Annotated in this window: 15 protein-coding genes; 1 reads left to right on the top strand and 14 read right to left on the bottom strand. The window is 35.7% G+C overall.

What is annotated here, in order from left to right:
- Positions 1-27: 27 nt before the first annotated feature.
- The 5 genes from hemB to hemA all read right to left on the bottom strand — a co-directional run bounded on the left by hemB (position 28) and on the right by hemA (position 5,145).
- Entirely contained in the window at positions 28-1,005 is a 978-nt protein-coding gene (hemB, locus tag J2Z26_RS13240; RefSeq protein WP_193535649.1) for a porphobilinogen synthase, read from the bottom strand.
- A gap of 2 nt (positions 1,006-1,007) precedes the next feature.
- On the bottom strand, positions 1,008-1,802 hold the full coding sequence (locus tag J2Z26_RS13245) for a uroporphyrinogen-III synthase (RefSeq protein ID WP_193535651.1): 795 nt from the start codon (positions 1,800-1,802) through the stop codon (positions 1,008-1,010).
- Positions 1,802-2,734: a hydroxymethylbilane synthase gene (gene hemC, locus J2Z26_RS13250; protein ID WP_193535653.1), complete on the bottom strand. Its 933-nt coding sequence runs from the start codon at positions 2,732-2,734 to the stop codon at positions 1,802-1,804. The genes J2Z26_RS13245 and hemC overlap by 1 nt, the downstream gene beginning before the upstream one ends.
- 17 nt (positions 2,735-2,751) lie before the next feature.
- Positions 2,752-3,585, bottom strand: a complete 834-nt coding sequence (locus J2Z26_RS13255) for a cytochrome C assembly family protein (RefSeq protein WP_193535655.1) — start codon at positions 3,583-3,585, stop codon at positions 2,752-2,754.
- 201 nt (positions 3,586-3,786) lie between these two features.
- Positions 3,787-5,145: a glutamyl-tRNA reductase gene (gene hemA / locus J2Z26_RS13260; RefSeq protein ID WP_193535657.1), complete on the bottom strand. Its 1,359-nt coding sequence runs from the start codon at positions 5,143-5,145 to the stop codon at positions 3,787-3,789.
- Positions 5,146-5,410: 265 nt separating this feature from the next.
- On the opposite strand from hemA, the gene J2Z26_RS13265 reads away from it, so the two are divergent.
- On the top strand, positions 5,411-5,896 hold the full coding sequence (locus J2Z26_RS13265; protein WP_193535659.1) for a LiaI-LiaF-like domain-containing protein: 486 nt from the start codon (positions 5,411-5,413) through the stop codon (positions 5,894-5,896).
- Between the two features lie 62 nt (positions 5,897-5,958).
- Here the strand turns inward: J2Z26_RS13265 and J2Z26_RS13270 are convergent, their stop codons facing one another.
- From J2Z26_RS13270 to J2Z26_RS13310, 9 genes are all read right to left on the bottom strand, one after another.
- Positions 5,959-6,696 carry an amino acid ABC transporter ATP-binding protein gene (locus J2Z26_RS13270; protein ID WP_319638037.1) on the bottom strand — a complete coding sequence of 246 codons (738 nt, stop codon included), beginning with the start codon at positions 6,694-6,696 and terminating at the stop codon, positions 5,959-5,961.
- Between the two features lie 17 nt (positions 6,697-6,713).
- Positions 6,714-7,373: an amino acid ABC transporter permease gene (locus tag J2Z26_RS13275; RefSeq protein ID WP_193535661.1), complete on the bottom strand. Its 660-nt coding sequence runs from the start codon at positions 7,371-7,373 to the stop codon at positions 6,714-6,716.
- 97 nt (positions 7,374-7,470) lie between these two features.
- Complete coding sequence (locus tag J2Z26_RS13280; RefSeq protein WP_193535663.1) at positions 7,471-8,253, bottom strand: transporter substrate-binding domain-containing protein; 783 nt, start codon at positions 8,251-8,253, stop codon at positions 7,471-7,473.
- Positions 8,254-8,505: 252 nt separating this feature from the next.
- On the bottom strand, positions 8,506-9,087 hold the full coding sequence (gene yihA, locus J2Z26_RS13285; protein ID WP_193535665.1) for a ribosome biogenesis GTP-binding protein YihA/YsxC: 582 nt from the start codon (positions 9,085-9,087) through the stop codon (positions 8,506-8,508).
- Positions 9,088-9,090: 3 nt separating this feature from the next.
- A complete protein-coding gene (lon, locus tag J2Z26_RS13290) occupies positions 9,091-11,406 on the bottom strand; it encodes an endopeptidase La (protein WP_193535667.1) in 2,316 nt (771 codons plus the stop codon).
- 147 nt (positions 11,407-11,553) lie between these two features.
- Positions 11,554-13,227, bottom strand: coding sequence for an ATP-dependent protease LonB (gene lonB, locus J2Z26_RS13295; RefSeq protein ID WP_193535669.1), 1,674 nt, complete (start codon positions 13,225-13,227; stop codon positions 11,554-11,556).
- 163 nt (positions 13,228-13,390) lie between these two features.
- Entirely contained in the window at positions 13,391-14,656 is a 1,266-nt protein-coding gene (gene clpX, locus J2Z26_RS13300) for an ATP-dependent protease ATP-binding subunit ClpX (RefSeq protein WP_193535671.1), read from the bottom strand.
- 348 nt (positions 14,657-15,004) lie between these two features.
- Positions 15,005-16,291, bottom strand: coding sequence for a trigger factor (gene tig / locus J2Z26_RS13305; protein WP_193535673.1), 1,287 nt, complete (start codon positions 16,289-16,291; stop codon positions 15,005-15,007).
- A gap of 277 nt (positions 16,292-16,568) precedes the next feature.
- Entirely contained in the window at positions 16,569-17,594 is a 1,026-nt protein-coding gene (locus tag J2Z26_RS13310) for a tetratricopeptide repeat protein (protein WP_193535675.1), read from the bottom strand.
- Positions 17,595-17,766 lie beyond the last annotated feature (172 nt).

Below are 17,766 nucleotides of genomic sequence, written 5' to 3' on the forward strand. Positions count from 1 at the left end.
GTAGACACTGTCTACCTTTATATCTCCTTACTTAGATAACCATCTAGCTACATCTTTTGCAAAATAAGTAATAATTAAATCAACACCAGCACGCTTCATTCCGATTAACATTTCTTGAACAATTTCTTTCTCATTTATCCAGCCATTTGCAGCAGCTGCTTTAACCATTGAATACTCTCCACTCACGTTATAAGCAACTACAGGAACATTATAATTATTTTTCACATCACGGATAATGTCCATATATGATAGTGCTGGTTTAACGATCAAGAAGTCTGCACCCTCAAGAATGTCTGATTCAGCCTCTCGTAAAGCCTCGGCACGATTTGCCGGGTCCATTTGATACGTTTTACGGTCACCAAATTGTGGAGAACTATGTGCCGCATCACGGAACGGGCCATAAAAAGCAGATGAATACTTAACTGCATATGACATAATTGGTATATGGTGAAACCCAGCTTCATCTAGGCCATAGCGAATAGCTGCTACAAAACCATCCATCATGTTCGACGGTGCGATAATATCAGCACCAGCCTTAGCCTGACTAATTGCTGTTCTAGCTAATAAATCTAAAGTCGGATCATTCAGCACTTGTCCTTCTTCAACAATTCCACAGTGCCCGTGTGACGTGTATTGGCATAGACAAGTATCTGCAATCACAACAAGCTCAGGAAATGACTCTTTAATCACTTTAATTGCTTTTTGAACAATCCCATTATCATGATAGGCTTCAGTTCCTAGCTCATCTTTGTTTGCTGGTACACCAAACACAATAACTGATTTAATACCAAGGTCCACAACTTCTTGCATTTCAGCAATAAGTAGGTCTAATGATAAATGAAACACCTCAGGCATTGAAGCAACAGGATTTTTAATATTTTCACCTTCAACTACAAAAATTGGATAAATTAAATCCTCTTTATGTAAGTATGTTTCTCTAACAAGTCCTCTTAAATTTTCTGTGTGTCGTAATCTTCTATGTCTTGAAAACTGAAGCTCACTCATTTTTATTCCTCCCTTTTCGTGGGTTGATTATAATAATGTACGATTTCTTCTAGTAAGTTATCGGTTGTATAACGACTAGGACAAATTTGTACTTTAAGACCTGCTTCTATAGCTGTTTGTTTTGCAATTGGCCCTATGCACGCAACTACTAATTTATTGATATATTCCCAATCTTCCATCGTGTCAACTAGCTTTAAAAAGTATGTAACAGTAGAAGAACTAGTAAAGGTTACAACATCTATATGCGGTAATTGACTAACTAGCTTTTCTTTCATATTTTCATTAGCCACAGTGTTGTAGACGATTAAATCGTTTACTTTTGCTCCTATTGCTTCAAATTCATGAACTAGTATCTTCCTAGACAAATTTCCTCTAGCCAGCAAAATACGGCTAGTGGAGTTCACATAAGGTTTTAATATATCTATTAACCCCTCTGCTACAAATTCATTAGGAACAATATCTGCTTTATAGCCGAGTGCTAATAATGCTTCAGCTGTCTTTGTACCAACTACCGCAATTCGGGGTAATTGCCGTTCTTCTACAGGCAGCTGCTCAAAAAGTTTAAAAAAGAACTCTACACCATTTTTGCTAGTAAAGACAAGCCAATCAAATGATGAAACCTTTTTTATCTCTTCTAGTAATTCAGTTTCTGCTCGATTTGGATATGTAAATGAAAGGAGTGGAATCTCAATCGGGATCCCACCTGCTTTCCTTATCTTTTCTGAGAAGTCAGAAGCCTGTTCCTTACCTCTAGTTACTAGTATTACCTTTCCATGTAGAGGTTTGGTCTCGTTCATTACTTGTCTAACTCCGCTTTCACCTTATCTATTAGGTCTTTTGCACCAGCCTCAGTAAGTCTATTTGCAACTTCTATTCCTACCTCGATTGGGTTAGTGCCAATAGCCTTTTCTTTATAGATTATTTTTCCGTCTGGTGAACCAACTAAACCTGTAAATACTACTTCATCATTCTCATTTATTTGGGCAAAACCAGCAATCGGCACCTGACATCCACCTTCCATCTTATGAAGAAAAGCTCTTTCAGCAGTTACAGTACGTTCAGTAACTTCATCATTTAAAAGGGAAAGAATTCTATGAATTTCTTGGTCGTCTTCACGACATTCAATTGCAAGGGCACCTTGCCCAACAGCTGGTACACAGTCTTCGTTATCTAGGTATTCTGTTACAACATCATCAGACCAACCCATACGTATCAAACCGGCTGCAGCTAAAATAATTGCATCATAATCTTCATTTTGCAACTTCGCCAAACGTGTATCAATATTCCCACGAATCCATTTTATTTCGATATCATCACGTTTAGCAAGAAGCTGTGCAGAACGTCTTAACGAGCTAGTTCCTACTACAGCTCCTGGCGGAAGGTCATCAAACTTAATATGGTCTTTTGATATCATTACATCGCGATAGTCCTCACGTTTAGGCACACAACCAATCATCAGACCCTCAGGTAATACTGCCGGCATATCCTTCATGCTATGAACTGCCATATCAATTTCTTTATCTATCATTGCTTGCTCAATTTCTTTTACAAAAAGACCCTTACCCCCGACTTTGGATAATGTAACATCAAGAATTATGTCGCCCTTAGTTACAAATTCCTTTACTTCAAATTCACAGTCTGCACCTAACTCTTTTAATTTGTTAATAACCCAATTTGTTTGAGTTAAAGCAAGTTTACTTTTTCGTGATCCAACAATAACTTTTCTCATACCAACTAACCTCCTAATTATGTATACCACATATGAAATCTAGATAAGCTTCCAGATAAGAAATAATTGATTAATAGTACTAAAAATGCAGCTATATTCCATAAAGCTATGGACTTTCCTTGTAGCCCCTGAACAACCCTCTTATATAAATAAAAACTGTACACTGTTATCACAGAAAATGAACCTAATACTTTTGCATCATATAGTTGAAAGTCTTGCAACTTTATGTAAGCCCATAATACTCCTAAAATAAGTGATAGTAAAAGCATTGGTACTCCAATGACATTTAATACATAAGACATGTGGTCAAGTTTTGATAAGTCCTGAATCCGTAATAATTGTTTTCCCCATTTTTTCTTTTTAAGGAGATTGTATTGTATTAAGTACAAAATCGAGAAAACAAATGAAAGGGAAAAAGCTCCATATGATAAAATGGCCATTGTAATATGAATCATCAATAGTTCGGATATTAATTGGCCAGCTTGTGCAGTAGATTCATATTGAACAGGTGCAAATGTATGAAGTGCCATAATAAAGAAACCTAGTATATTTGTAAAAAACACAATAAAATCTACTCGTAATAATCGATTTATTGCTAAGGAGAGAGTAATTAGAACCCATGCATAAAAATAAAGTCCCTCAAAGACAGTTAATATTGGAAATCTTCCCGTTTCAATTACACGATAAATCAAAAAAAACGTTTGAGAAAGCCATACAAATGCAAGTAACCAGAAGGCAGTAAGATTGGCCTTCCGGTTGTTATGTAGAAAATCAATAAAATATAATAACACACTAAGTGCGTATATAATAACCGTTAGTTCATGTAATCTTGTGATATTTAACTCTGTCATGTTAGATTATTTCCTCTCCAAAAAGATTCTAACATCTGATTACTAAGGAAAACTTAGCTATAGAAGTCTATTTACATTTTAGCACTTTTGTCGACTGTGTTTGGTCAATTTAATAAAGATATAAAACCCCACTTTATGCTGTTTAAGTGGGGTTTTTAGCTACATTATTGAACAAGTACTCAGTGAAAAGCCGCACCTTTATTAAGATTGTAGGGAAGCCTGTCTAACAGGAATAGATAAAGTTTCTTGTTTCCCAATACTAACACTTGCTTGTGCACTCTGTTCAGCCTTAACAGATTCTTCTATATCAAAAATTTTCATAAAGAGTTTCAGTGATTCTTCAGCATTTGGCTCAGCAGCAATTTCTTTTGCTCGAAGAATTGGATCTTTTAACAACTGATTTATAATACTTTTCGTGTGTTTATTAAGCACTTTTTTCTCACGTTCTGTCAAGTTAGGCATCTTACGCTCTATACTCTCCATCGTCTCTGCTTGAATAGCCAGAGCCTTATTGCGAAGTGCAGAAATTACAGGCACAACTCCAAGTGTATTTATCCAGTTCTTAAATTCAATAATCTCTGCTTCAATCATAATCTCGATCACTTCGGCAGCCTTTTGACGTTCTTGCATATTGGCTTCAACAATGCCTTCTAAATCATCGATATCATATAAAAAGACGCTGTCTAAATCCGCTAAGCTTGGGTCAAGGTCCCTAGGTACAGCTATATCTACCATGAATAATGGACGCCCTTTTCTTAATCGTTCAACATGGACCATCATATCCTTGGTGATAACAAAGTCCTTTGCACCAGTTGAACTAATCATAATATCAGCATCAATCAAAGCACACTGTAATTCGGCAATTGACTTTGCTTCTCCAGCAAAGCGTTCCGCTAAACTTTGTGCTTTTTCGAATGTACGATTAATAACCGTTACTTTTCTAACACCACTACCATGTAAATTTTGTAGAGCTAGTTCTCCCATTTTTCCGGCACCAAGAATTAAAACATTTTTGTTAGCTAAATCACCAAATATTTTTTTTGCAAGCTCAACCGCTGCATAACTAACAGAAACTGCATTAGCACCTATATCTGTCTCAGAATGTGCTCGTTTAGCTAGAGTAACTGCTTGTTTAAATAAATGGTTAAAGACTGTCCCAACCGTATTCTCTTCCTGCGCCTTTAAGAAACTAGAACGTACTTGACCTAGTATTTGAGTTTCACCAACAACCATTGAATTAAGACCACAGGAAACATTGAACAAATGCTCAATTGCCCCGTCATTTTCAAATATATTTAAGAACGGCGTAAATTCTTCCTTATCAATACCAAACCATTCTGATAAGAAAGACTTCACATAATGTCTCCCAGTATGCAACTGGTCAACAACCGCATAAATCTCAGTACGATTACATGTTGAGATAATTATATTTTCAAGAATGCTCTTCTTGTGCTTTAATGTTTGCATTGCAATTGCTAGTTCAGATTCATTGAATGTAAGCTTCTCACGAATTTCAACAGGGGCAGTCTTATAATTTAGTCCTACTACTATAATATGCATAGATCATTACACCCCCAAAAAAAGTTTTGAATCAAGTTTCTATTGAACTTAATCTTTATTATAACATGTCAAAAATATAGTAATAAAAAAATATGTGAACAGATTATGAACTCATATGTTAAGATTAATTAGTAATTTATCAACTTTATTATTTATATCACTTTCTACAAATGAAGTGACGAATTATGTCGCAATGTACATCAGATACAATAGCAAATTTTACGCATTTAATCAAGTAAGATGTATGTATTTTTAGGAGGGTTATATGAAGAAACAAGGCGTATTTCCTGGTATTATCCTTATAGGTATTGGTAGTTATTTTCTCTTACAACAATTAAATATATCTGTTTTTAGTGGCTTTTACTCATGGCAGACATTAATTTTCATAATTGGTACAGCACTTCTTGTCCAGTCTTATACGAGTAACGACTATAGTAATATCGTGGCTGGCGTCATTCTTGTTGGATTTGGAATTCACTTTCATAGTGCAAATACTCTATCATTTTGGCCAAAACATTATGGAATGCTAGTATTCATTATTGCCTTGGGCTTGTTACTGCGTTATTTTAAAACAAAAGCAGGGCTCTTTCAAAGCTTACTTTTATTATCCATTTCAGTGCTAATTCTGTATTATGATAAATTTATTAAATCACTCGGATTTTTGGAAAATGGTTTTTCCTTTATCATAAAATTTTGGCCCGTTCTTTTAATTGGTACCGGTTTTTACCTATTATTTATTAAAAAAAGGTAAAATATACTTAAATTTACATAATGAAAAAACGAGACGGCTCATGCTCTGTCTCGTTTTTTGGGTTATAACACTGCATTTAAGAATTCTTGTGTTCTTTTTTCCTTTGGGTGATTGAAAAGATCATCCGGTTTACCTACTTCCACAATTCTGCCATCATGCATGTATACTACCCAATCGGCTACTTCCTTGGCAAAGCCCATTTCATGGGTTACAACTACCATTGTCATTCCTTCTTCTGCAAGCTCCTTCATTGTTGATAGAACCTCACCTACTAGTTCAGGATCAAGGGCTGATGTTGGTTCATCAAACAACATAATTTCGGGTTTCATTGCTAATGCTCTTGCAATAGCCACACGTTGCTTTTGTCCGCCTGATAATTTTGAAGGATAGACATTTTCCTTATCAGCTAATCCAACTTTTTGTAAAAGCTCTTTACCGTGCCTTAAAGCTTCTTCCTTTGACAATTTCTTTAGCTGTGTAGGTGCCTCAATAACATTTTCTATAACTGTTTTGTGAGGAAATAAGTTAAAATGCTGAAAAACCATGCCAACTCTTTGCCTAACCTTATTTAAATCATGGGTTTTTGGGTTAATTACTTCATCTGCTATTGTAATAGTTCCATTGTCTTTAATTTCTAGAAAGTTCAAGCAACGCAATAAAGTACTTTTTCCTGAGCCACTTGCTCCAATTAAACAAACAACATCACTTTCTCTAACGGTAAAATCAATATCCTTCAACACATGTAAGGAACCAAAGGATTTATTTAGTTTGTCTACATTAATCATTACATCCTTTTTCATCAAAAATAACCTCCTCCTTAATCACTTGCTGCAAGTTTTTTCTCTAAGATTCCAACAAGAATTGTCATCACTAACACAAGGAATAAGTAATAAACTGCAACGATTAATAAATAAGTCATATTATCAAATGTTTGTGATCCTAATGTGGTAGAAACATTAAATAGCTCATTAAATCCTATGAATGCAGCAAGAGAGGAGTCTTTCAAACCAATGATAAACTGATTTCCAAGTGGAGGGAGGGCTCTACGAAATGCTTGTGGTAAAATAATTCTTCTCATTGTCAATGCTCTGCTCATTCCTAAGGAACGTCCGGCCTCCATTTGGCCTTTATCAATTGACTGTATTGCTCCTCGAAAAATCTCAGCAATATAAGCACCATTATGAAAAGCTAAACCTAATGTAACAGACCAAAAAGAGGAAATGTTCAAGCTAGTTAAGCCGAAATAGAATATAAAAATTTGAACGATTAATGGTGTCCCACGAACTAAGAAAATGTATAAATCCGCTATTTTATTTAGAAATTTGTTCCCTGATATTTTTAAGAAAGCGAAAAACAGACCAATAAATACTGCAATGAAGATAGAAACAGCAGTTACATTCAAAGTCATTAACATTGCTTTTAGAAAGATATCAAAGGTGTCAACAAACTGTGAAAACACGTGCAAAAAACTTGGCATTTATTCTCATCTCCTTTTACTAAAAATGTTTAAATCAAGATAGATGAAGAAACGAATGTGCATTTAGGTAAATACACATTCGCTCTTCAGTTCCTATTTATTCTTCTGGGTCTACTGTAATGTCTTCACCAAAAAATTCTTCACTAATTTGCTTTAACGTTCCGTTTTCTCTTAATGTTTGAAGCGCTTCATTTACTTTTTCTAAAAGAACTTCATTATCCTTAGCAATCCCAATTGCCTGTTCGCTTCTACCTAGAAGTTGTCTTGCATCAATTTCTAGCCCTGCACCGATTGCCTCTTTACCAGTAATAAAATCAGTAATAACCGCATCATGCTTCCCAATACTTAATGCTTCTAATGCCGTTACATCACTATCGTATAAGATGATATTGTCTGTTTGTTCCTTAGCAGTATCAGCGTAGGTTGAACCTTTAGAAACTGCAATCTCTAAGTCCTTTAAATCGTCGAATGTCTCTATATCACTATCTGGCCTTACAAAGATTTGAGGTCCCGAATAATAATAAGGAGTTGAGAAACTAATATGTTCTAATCGATCAGGTGTGATTGTATGACTTGCTACAGCAGCATCAAATCGTCCGGTTTTAACACCTTCTACGATACTATTAAACTTAAATTTCTTTTGAACCGGTTCTAACCCAAGCTCCTTTGCGACAGCTTCTGCCACACTTATATCAAATCCTGACATAACCCCATCACCATCGGTAGTACTAAATGGCTTAAATTCTCCAGATGCGGCATATGTAAATTTATCAGCCTCAACTAGCTTCATACCATCAGTAGTCGTTTCTTTTCCTCCACATGCAGCTAACAAACCAATCACTAATAATAAACTAAACAGTGTTGCTAGTCCTTTTCTCATGTAATAACTCCCCCTTAGTTTTATTATTTAAGCCTATATAATTATGTTAACAACAAGCAGATTTTTCCACAAAATTGGTAATCAAGGGTATTCGCTGATAATTCATGATATAGTGTGATTTTACATAGAGGGCATATACATTTAACAGTAATCCCTTATAATACTCCCATTTCCTTCTGATTCCCTTATATCCAACAAATTCATATAAAAAAAGCTGAAACAGGACAAAACATCCTATTTCAGCTTCAATTTCTACATATAACTTTGTATAACGCTCCAGGCTTTTTCCTTCCCAAGACCAGTTTCAGATGAAAACAAAACTAGTTGATCTGATGGATCAAAGTCTAAAGTTTCACGAACCACTTTCAGATGCTTATCCCATTTACCCTTTGGAATTTTATCAGCTTTTGTGGCCACGACAATTACTGGGATTTCATAATGTTTGACAAAGCCATACATTGTAACGTCATCTTTAGATGGGGGATGACGAAGGTCAACTATAAGAATAACAGCCTTTAACTGTTCTCTTGAAGTTAGATATGTCTCAATCATCTTGCCCCATATTTCACGTTCTCTTTTGGATACCTTTGCATAACCATAACCAGGAACATCTACAAAATGCAAGACCTCATTAATCAGGTAAAAGTTCAAAGTTTGTGTTTTTCCTGGCTTTGAAGAGGTCCTAGCTAGATTTTTTCGATTTAACAGCTTATTGATAAATGATGATTTACCCACGTTTGATCTACCTGCTAAAGCAAACTCTGGCAAATGTGTTTCTGGATATTGTTCAGGCTTGACAGCACTAATTACAATATCAGCACTTGTTACTTTCATTTTTTACTCTCCTACCAATGCGTGTTCTAGTACTTCATCTAAATGCGACACTAAAACAAATTCTAATTCCTTTCGGACACTTTCAGGGATATCGTCCAAGTCTTTTTCATTATCCCTTGGCAATATCACTTTAGTCAACCCTGCACGGTTGGCACTTAAGGATTTTTCCTTTAAACCACCAATAGGTAAAACTCGACCTCGTAATGTGATTTCCCCTGTCATTCCTACTTCTTTTCTAACAGCTCTACCAGTAAGGGCTGATATGAGGGCAGTAGCTATTGTTATACCTGCAGAAGGCCCATCTTTTGGTACAGCACCTTCAGGAACATGAATATGAATGTCATTTTTCTCATTAAACTCTGGATCAATTTTCAATTCATTTGCACGTGATCGAATATAGCTAAATGCAGCCTGAGCTGATTCCTTCATAACATCTCCAAGCTTACCTGTTAAAACAAGCTTACCTTTTCCAGGTGCAATGGACACTTCAATTGACAGTGTATCTCCACCAAAGGCTGTGTACGCAAGCCCTGTTGCTACCCCAACTTGGTCCTCAAGCTCTGCTTGTCCGTATCTAAAGTTAGGTTTCCCTAAAAACTCCTCAAGGTTTTTTTCTGTTACAACCACTCGTTTACGTCCTTCACCAACAATGATTTTTGCTGCCTTACGACATATAGTAGCTAGTTGTCTCTCTAAACTACGAACACCGGCCTCACGTGTATAGTAACGTATAATATTCTGAATTGCTTCGTCACGCATTTGAATTTTACCTTTATTTAACCCATGCTCCTCGATTTGCTTAGGAAATAAATGATCCTTGGCGATATGTACTTTTTCTGGTTCTGTATATCCCGCTATCGTAATTATTTCCATTCTATCTCGTAGAGGACCAGGGATAGTTGCTAGATTATTTGCAGTTGCTATAAACATAACCTTCGATAAGTCATATGGTTCTTCAATAAAATGATCACTAAAGGTACTATTTTGTTCAGGATCTAATACTTCTAGCATTGCAGAAGAAGGATCGCCACGGAAATCGCTAGACATTTTATCAATCTCATCTAGTAGGAAGACAGGATTAATCGTACCTGCTTTTTTCATACCCTGGATAATTCTCCCTGGCATTGCTCCAACATAGGTTCTACGGTGTCCTCTAATTTCTGATTCATCCCGAACTCCACCTAATGATATTCTCACAAAGTTTCTTCCTAGAGATTTAGCTACCGATCTTGCAAGTGATGTTTTACCTACACCCGGAGGTCCAGCCAAGCAAAGAATTGGGCCTTTAAGAGATTGTGTTAATTGCTGCACGGCAAGGTACTCAAGCACACGTTCTTTAACCTTTTCTAAACCATAATGGTCCTTCTCTAAAATTTCTTCAGCTCGGTTTATATCTAACTGGTCAGTAGTTGCTTTCGTCCATGGTAAAGAGATTAGCCACTCTATATAGTTCCGAATAACGGCACTTTCAGCTGAGGTTGAAGGTATCTTTTCATAACGATCTAATTCTTTAAAAGCTATTTCTTCAATATTGGCAGGCATGTTAGCATTTTCAATTTTTTCTTTCAAGGATGTTACTTCGCCTGTTTTACCTTCTTTATCACCAAGTTCTTTTTGAATAGCCTTCATTTGCTCTCTAAGGTAATATTCCTTTTGAGTACGTTCCATTGAACGTTTGACACGTTGACCTATTTTCTTTTCTAATGATAATACTTCTTTCTCATTATTAATAATGGAGATGACCTTATCCATACGCTCTTTGATATCGAGTGTTTCTAGTATTTCTTGTTTCTCTTTTAATTTTAAAGGTAAGTGAGAAGCAATGATATCAGCAAGACGACCAGGCTCTTCAATGTCAGTTACAGTCGAGTAGGTTTCGGCTGATATTTTCTTCGATAGTTTTATGTACTGTTCAAAATACTCAAGCATCGTGCGCATTAATGCTTCACTTTCAACATCTTTCTCGGGATCATCTTCAAACGTTTCAATTTTTGAAGAGATATAGTCTCCCTCATCATAGAATTCTTTAAGACGAGCACGAGTTAACCCTTCAACAAGAACGCGAATTGTTCCATTTGGAAGTTTAAGCATCTGCTTAACTTGAGTTAAAGTTCCCATTGTGAAGATATCATCTTCAGTTGGATCGTCAATAGAGACATCCTTCTGGGTTGTTAAAAAGATTTTATGTTCTTCTACCATTGATTTCTCAAGTGCTTGAATGGATTTGTCGCGCCCAACATCTAGGTGCAAAACCATTGTTGGATAGACGAGTAAGCCCCTAAGTGGTAAAAGAGGAACAATGATTTCATTATTATTCACTGCAAACACCTCTAAATTACAAGATTATACGTTTTCTTTTTTCAATTCTATCTTATTTATTTTCTAGTGTCTAATCTGGGCCCTTAAATGTAAAATGACTTCGACTCATACTATATGCTTTGTTAGCTGTCGAAGTCACTAAACACATTATACAGATTCTTTCTTAGAATAGGTTGAAGTAGCAGGTATGATTGTTTCGGTCTGTTTAAAGCTAGATCGATCTAAAGCTATTTTGAATACCTCTTCTAAGTGAGTAACTGGCACAATTTCAATTCCGTCAATTTCCTGTAAAATCGCTTGCATGTTTTCTGAAGGGATTATTACTTTTTTAGCACCTGCGATTTTTGCTGCCTTTATTTTAGCTATAACTCCACCAATAGGCTTGACATTCCCATGAATACTAATTTCTCCTGTCATGGCTACAGTGTTATGTATAGGTATTTCATGGATTGCTGAATAAATACCCGTTGCCATAGCAATACCTGCTGATGGCCCATCAATCGGAATTCCACCAGGGAAATTAACGTGGATATCAAAATTAGAAGCTTGCACACCCATAGAACGTAAAACAGTAATTACATTTTCAATTGATCCTTTTGCCATACTTTTACGACGAATTGACTTCCCTTTATCCCCTATACTTTCTTCTTCAACAATTCCGGTTATATTAATAGTCCCATTTTCTTTTGCTGGAATTACAGTCACTTCAATTTCTAATAATGAGCCTGTATTCGGGCCATAGACTGCCAAACCGTTAACTAAGCCTATCTTAGACTCTTCATTTATTTTTCTTTCATGTCGTGGGCTCATTTGACTTGAATGGATAACCCATTCTATATCTTCTTCACGAATAAAATCTCTTTCTTCCGTTATCGCAAGTCCAGCTGATATTTGAACCATATTAACTGCTTCACGACCATTTCTAGCATAGGAAGATAAAATAGCTATACCCTTGTCGCTGATATTCATTTTAACTTTATCCGCAGCGTTTCTGGCAACTGCCGAGATTTCGTCTTGATCTAACTCCCTGAAAAAGACCTCTAGGCAACGAGAGCGGATAGCTGGCGGTATTTCGTTGGGAGTTCTAGTAGTTGCTCCAATCAAGCGAAAATCAGCCGGTAAACCATTTTTAAAAATATCATGGATATGTGTAGGAATTTGCGTATTCTCCTCATTGTAATAAGCACTTTCAAGGAAAACCTTTCGATCCTCTAGTACCTTAAGCATTTTATTCATTTGAATAGGATGTAACTCACCAATCTCATCAATGAAGAGAACTCCCCCATGGGCATGTGTTACTGCGCCTTGCTTTGGTTGTGGAATTCCTGCCTGTCCCATTGCCCCAGCACCTTGGTAGATAGGGTCATGAACAGAACCAATTAACGGATCAGCAATACCTCTTTCATCAAAACGAGCTGTTGTTGCATCAAGTTCTACAAAAACAGCAGAAGGTTTAAATGGAGATTTACCATTTTTTTTCGCTTCTTCAAGCACTAATCTTGCAGCAGCCGTTTTTCCAACTCCAGGTGGTCCATAAACAATAACATGTTGCGGATTCGGGCCACATAACGCTGCTTTCAATGCACGGATACCATCTTCTTGACCAACTATGTCTTTGAAGCTAGTAGGTCTAACTCTTTCAGCCAATGGTTCAGATAAAGAAATTGCTCTCATTTTACGTAGTTGTTCCATTTCCTTACGGGATTCTTTATCAATTGATACCTTTTGTGTTCTTTGATTTTTAAGCAAGTTCCAGAAATAGAGTCCTATAATTACTCCAAAAAATAACTGGACAAACAAAGCAATACCTGTCCAACTCATGAAATACCCTCCCTAAGCTCTTAGTTGTCATGTTTAATTGCTAGTATTTCCGATGTGGAGGTGTAATAAACAAAAAAAGGATAAAAGAAATAGATAGGTACTTAAAGAAAATAAAAAAAAGTAGCAGAAAGGATATCCTTATCTGCTACTTTATATGAATTATTTAAGCTGAATTTTTAGCGTCATCCACAACAACTGTACCATCGTTTAATAGTAACTTTGGTGGTGTACTGTCTCTTACTGTTTCTGGAGTAATAATACATTTAGTTATATCTTCTCTTGAAGGTAAGTCAAACATTACATCTAACATAATCCCTTCAATAATTGAACGTAAACCACGAGCCCCTGTTTTTCGCTCAATTGCTTTTTTCGCAATTTCAACTAATGCATCATCTTCGAAGTCTAGCTCTACATCATCAAGCTCGAGCATTTTTTGATATTGCTTAACTAACGCATTTTTCGGTTTTGTTAAAATTTCAACTAACGCATCTTCGTCTAATGGTTCTAAGCTTGCAATGACAGGAAGACGTCCGATAAATTCCGGAATAAGTCCAAATTTTAATAAATCTTCAGGTAACGCTTTTGATAGCAATTCCTTTTGATTTAAATCCTCTTGTGCAGCATCCGAGCCAAAACCAATTACTTTTTTACCTAATCGGCGTTTTACAATTTGTTCGATTCCATCAAATGCTCCACCACATACAAACAAGATGTTTGTTGTATCAATTTGGATAAATTCCTGATGAGGGTGCTTACGTCCACCCTGCGGAGGTACACTTGCAACTGTTCCTTCAAGAATTTTTAGAAGGGCTTGTTGTACACCTTCACCCGAAACGTCACGAGTAATTGACGGATTTTCTGATTTGCGAGCTACTTTATCAATTTCATCAATATAGATGATTCCCTTTTCAGCCTTTTCCACATCGTAGTCAGCTGCCTGAATTAACTTTAGAAGAATGTTCTCTACATCTTCACCTACATACCCTGCTTCTGTTAAAGAAGTAGCATCTGCAATAGCAAATGGCACGTTTAAAATTCTAGCCAATGTTTGAGCTAAAAGAGTTTTACCACTACCTGTTGGCCCTATCATAACAATATTACTTTTTGATAATTCCACATCATCAATTTTACTATTTGAGTTGATTCGTTTGTAGTGATTATATACAGCTACGGATAAAGACTTTTTCGCTGCATCTTGACCAATGACATATTCGTCTAAGATTTCACGGATTTCTTTCGGCTTAGGAACATCCTTGAATTCAACTTCTTCTTCAGTTCCAAGTTCCTCTTCAACGATTTCTGTACATAATTCAATACATTCATCACATATATAAACACCTGGACCAGCAACTAACTTACGTACTTGATCCTGCGTTTTACCACAAAAGGAACACTTCAATTGCCCTTTTTCATCGTTAAACTTAAACATCCTGTCACCCCTTAGATTATTCTATATGTATTTTTCTATCTCTTACAACTTTCTAACACTTCTTAAATCAGGTATGTAGTGGATTGTACCATATTCCAAAGTAATACAGGTAATAATAACTCTTTTGTTTATATGTAGTGATAAAACAGGGAAAATATGATGCTTAGTGAGAAAAAGATTATGTATGTAGCATCAGAAAACAAGGTCAAAAAATAACCTTCTTACTATCATTCCCATTAATTAAATATTAAAACTTATGTTATGTAACTTACACGATTCCTACTTCTTTATAAGGGAAAACAAGGCACGATTGAGTCGCGCCTTGTCCTCTTGTCCTCTTACTTATTATTATGCAACATCTTTACTATTTTCTACAAGTAAATCGATTGCTTTACGGAATTTAAGATCTTCTTTAATTCCATCAAGTCCACCTAGCATTTGTTTAATAGACTCAACTGGTGTGCTGTACATTTCAGCCATTTTTTCTAATTCAGCATTTACTTCTTCTTCAGAAACTTCAATGTTTTCTGCTTTAGTAATTGCTTCTAACGTTAAGTTAATGCGTACACGTTTACCCGCATCTTCTTTCATTTGTCCGCGAAGAGCATTTTCATCTTGTCCTGAGAACTGGTAGTAAAGGTCAAGGTTCATGCCTTGCATTTGTAAACGTTGTTCAAATTCTTTAAGCATACGGTCTAACTCAGTGTTTACCATTGCTTCAGGAACATCAACTTCCGCATTTTCAGCAGCTTTTTCGATGACAGTGTCACGAAGGTGATTTTCTGCTTCAGTTTTCTTAGTAGATTCTAAACGCTCTCTTGTTTTTGTCTTTAATTCAGCAAGAGTTTCAACTTCTTCATCAGCATCCTTAGCAAACTCATCATCTAAAGCTGGAAGTTCTTTTGCTTTAATTTCATGAATTTTCACTTTGAACACTGCAGGCTTACCTGCTAGGTTTTCAGCATGGTATTCCTCAGGGAAGTTAACTTCAACGTCTTTCTCTGCCCCAGTTTCTAATCCAACTAATTGGTCTTCAAAGCCTGGAATGAACTGTCCAGAACCTACTTCTAATGAATAGTTCTCCGCTTTTCCACCTTCAAAAGCTTCACCATCAACAAAGCCTTCAAAATCCATTACAACCGTATTACCATTTTCAACTGTTCCTTCTTCTTTTACCACTAACTCAGCATGACGCTCTTGTAAAGATTTTAACTCATTGTCTACATCTTCATCAGTTACAGTTGGGTCAATTTTCTCAACCTCTAAACCTTTATATTCACCTAATTTTACTTCGGGCTTAACTGTTACTTTTGCAGTAAAGATTAAAGATTTACCTTTTTCAATCTGCTCGATATCAATTTCAGGACGGTCTACTGGATCGATTCCAGCTTCTTCAACTGCACTTGCATATGCATCAGGTAGTAAAATATCTAATGCATCTTGGTAAAGAGATTCTACACCAAATTTCTTTTCAAACATGCTACGAGGCATTTTTCCTTTACGGAAGCCAGGAACGTTAACTTGTTTAACAACCTTTTTAAACGCTTCGTCAAGACCTTGTGTTACTTTGTCAGCATCCACTTCAATCGTTAGGACACCTTGATTACCTTCTAATTTTTCCCATTTTACAGACATATATTTCCCTCCAGCATTTATTATGTGTTCAATTACTTTTGTCAGATAATGAATATGCTGTCTTTTAATTAGGTTGGTATTCGAACATGATTACTCATTTCTAACCTTTCGACTGCCTGAACAATATGTAGTATATTTGTCCATTTTTAACAAGTCATTATCTATTTATACCGACATGCTTATGTGTGGTAATTGTTTTCTTCGCTTATATGTAGGCATACGAGTATTTACAACCCTTACATTATAACATACTCTATAATCCTTTCAACAGATTGAATTATATTTCTAAAAAAGAAATTTTTTCTATTTCTTTCAATGTTTCTAGTGCACAATTCACGTTTCCTATATCATCTCCATACATAAAACTTCCTATGTCAATCTCCATTCCATGAAGTTCACTTCCATACATATACAAAGCTGCAGACCATGTTTTACTAGAATGCGCTTTCGGTAAAAAAGGATAGGTTACGTATAAATACCTAAACCATATTTCTTTACACACCTCAAATAAGGTTGGGTTGTTATTTGCTAGCATTTCCTCTAAACCTTCCAGAACCTGCTGTGCATGTTCATTATCAATGATATCAGTAAGTTTTGAAGGAATAACCGTACCTTCCTCACCTAGTTTTACAACCGTTATTTCTTTATCGATTGAATGGTCAATAAGGAGCTGCATAATCATTGTTTTGATTACAACATCCTTAGTAGGGTCAATTAAATACTGTTGAATAAGTTCAAGATATTTAGAAATATTGCTTTCCTTTAAAGTATGTAGTAGTTTAATTTGTTCATTTTTGTCACTTTGTTCTAGTAGAATTTGTTGAATTTGTTCGTATTTATTTTCTGGTTCAAATTTGTCTTCAAGAATCTCTTCTGTATTGGAGGAAGTATATCTCCGACTGAATTCTAATAATTGATAAAGGTTTTCCGCGTGTTGTGAAGGCACCTGATTTTCCTGGAAAACTGCTTCAAGTGTTGTTTTTACTTCTGTATATTCCCCCAATTGAATTAAGATGGTTAGGTAAAATTGAAGAACATGAAAGTAATCTCCTACATCCTCTAATAACATTCTTTTACAGCTCTGTTTAGCTTCCTCTAGACGCCCCATCTCGAATAAGCACATCACAATTCCAAACTCAATTTCATCATTTACTGAATCTATTTCCTTCGCTTGTGAAAGCAGGTCTAAGGCATGCTTATAGTTCTTATTTTTGATAGCATCCATCCCTTTATCTAAAAGACGTTCCTTTAATTTTGGGAACTGAATGACTCTCGCTTTTCGGTCATTAGATTGGTTATTCATCGAGCAGTTTACAACTCCAGACGTTTAAATAATGATTTTGGTTTAGTTTAACAACTAGTAGAAAATAAAACAATAGAAGAGGAAATAGAGCACAAAATAAAAAATCCCACTATATTAGTCATTTATCAACATTTTGCAAGGCAAAATATTCATAAATGTTAATATAACAGGA

Source organism: Cytobacillus luteolus (assembly GCF_017873715.1).
Lineage (GTDB): Bacteria > Bacillota > Bacilli > Bacillales > Bacillaceae_L > Bacillus_BV > Bacillus_BV luteola.

Excerpts from the sequence above, each read along its gene's own strand:
- hemB (WP_193535649.1), bottom strand. The coding sequence starts at position 1,005 with ATGAGTGAGCTTCAGTTTTCAAGACATAGAAGATTACGACACACAGAA.
- J2Z26_RS13245 (WP_193535651.1), bottom strand. The coding sequence starts at position 1,802 with ATGAACGAGACCAAACCTCTACATGGAAAGGTAATACTAGTAACTAGA.
- hemC (WP_193535653.1), bottom strand. The coding sequence starts at position 2,734 with ATGAGAAAAGTTATTGTTGGATCACGAAAAAGTAAACTTGCTTTAACT.
- J2Z26_RS13255 (WP_193535655.1), bottom strand. The coding sequence starts at position 3,585 with ATGACAGAGTTAAATATCACAAGATTACATGAACTAACGGTTATTATA.
- hemA (WP_193535657.1), bottom strand. The coding sequence starts at position 5,145 with ATGCATATTATAGTAGTAGGACTAAATTATAAGACTGCCCCTGTTGAA.
- J2Z26_RS13265 (WP_193535659.1), top strand. The coding sequence starts at position 5,411 with ATGAAGAAACAAGGCGTATTTCCTGGTATTATCCTTATAGGTATTGGT.
- J2Z26_RS13270 (WP_319638037.1), bottom strand. The coding sequence starts at position 6,696 with ATGAAAAAGGATGTAATGATTAATGTAGACAAACTAAATAAATCCTTT.
- J2Z26_RS13275 (WP_193535661.1), bottom strand. The coding sequence starts at position 7,373 with ATGCCAAGTTTTTTGCACGTGTTTTCACAGTTTGTTGACACCTTTGAT.
- J2Z26_RS13280 (WP_193535663.1), bottom strand. The coding sequence starts at position 8,253 with ATGAGAAAAGGACTAGCAACACTGTTTAGTTTATTATTAGTGATTGGT.
- yihA (WP_193535665.1), bottom strand. The coding sequence starts at position 9,087 with ATGAAAGTAACAAGTGCTGATATTGTAATTAGTGCTGTCAAGCCTGAA.
- lonB (WP_193535669.1), bottom strand. The coding sequence starts at position 13,227 with ATGAGTTGGACAGGTATTGCTTTGTTTGTCCAGTTATTTTTTGGAGTA.
- clpX (WP_193535671.1), bottom strand. The coding sequence starts at position 14,656 with ATGTTTAAGTTTAACGATGAAAAAGGGCAATTGAAGTGTTCCTTTTGT.
- tig (WP_193535673.1), bottom strand. The coding sequence starts at position 16,291 with ATGTCTGTAAAATGGGAAAAATTAGAAGGTAATCAAGGTGTCCTAACG.
- J2Z26_RS13310 (WP_193535675.1), bottom strand. The coding sequence starts at position 17,594 with ATGAATAACCAATCTAATGACCGAAAAGCGAGAGTCATTCAGTTCCCA.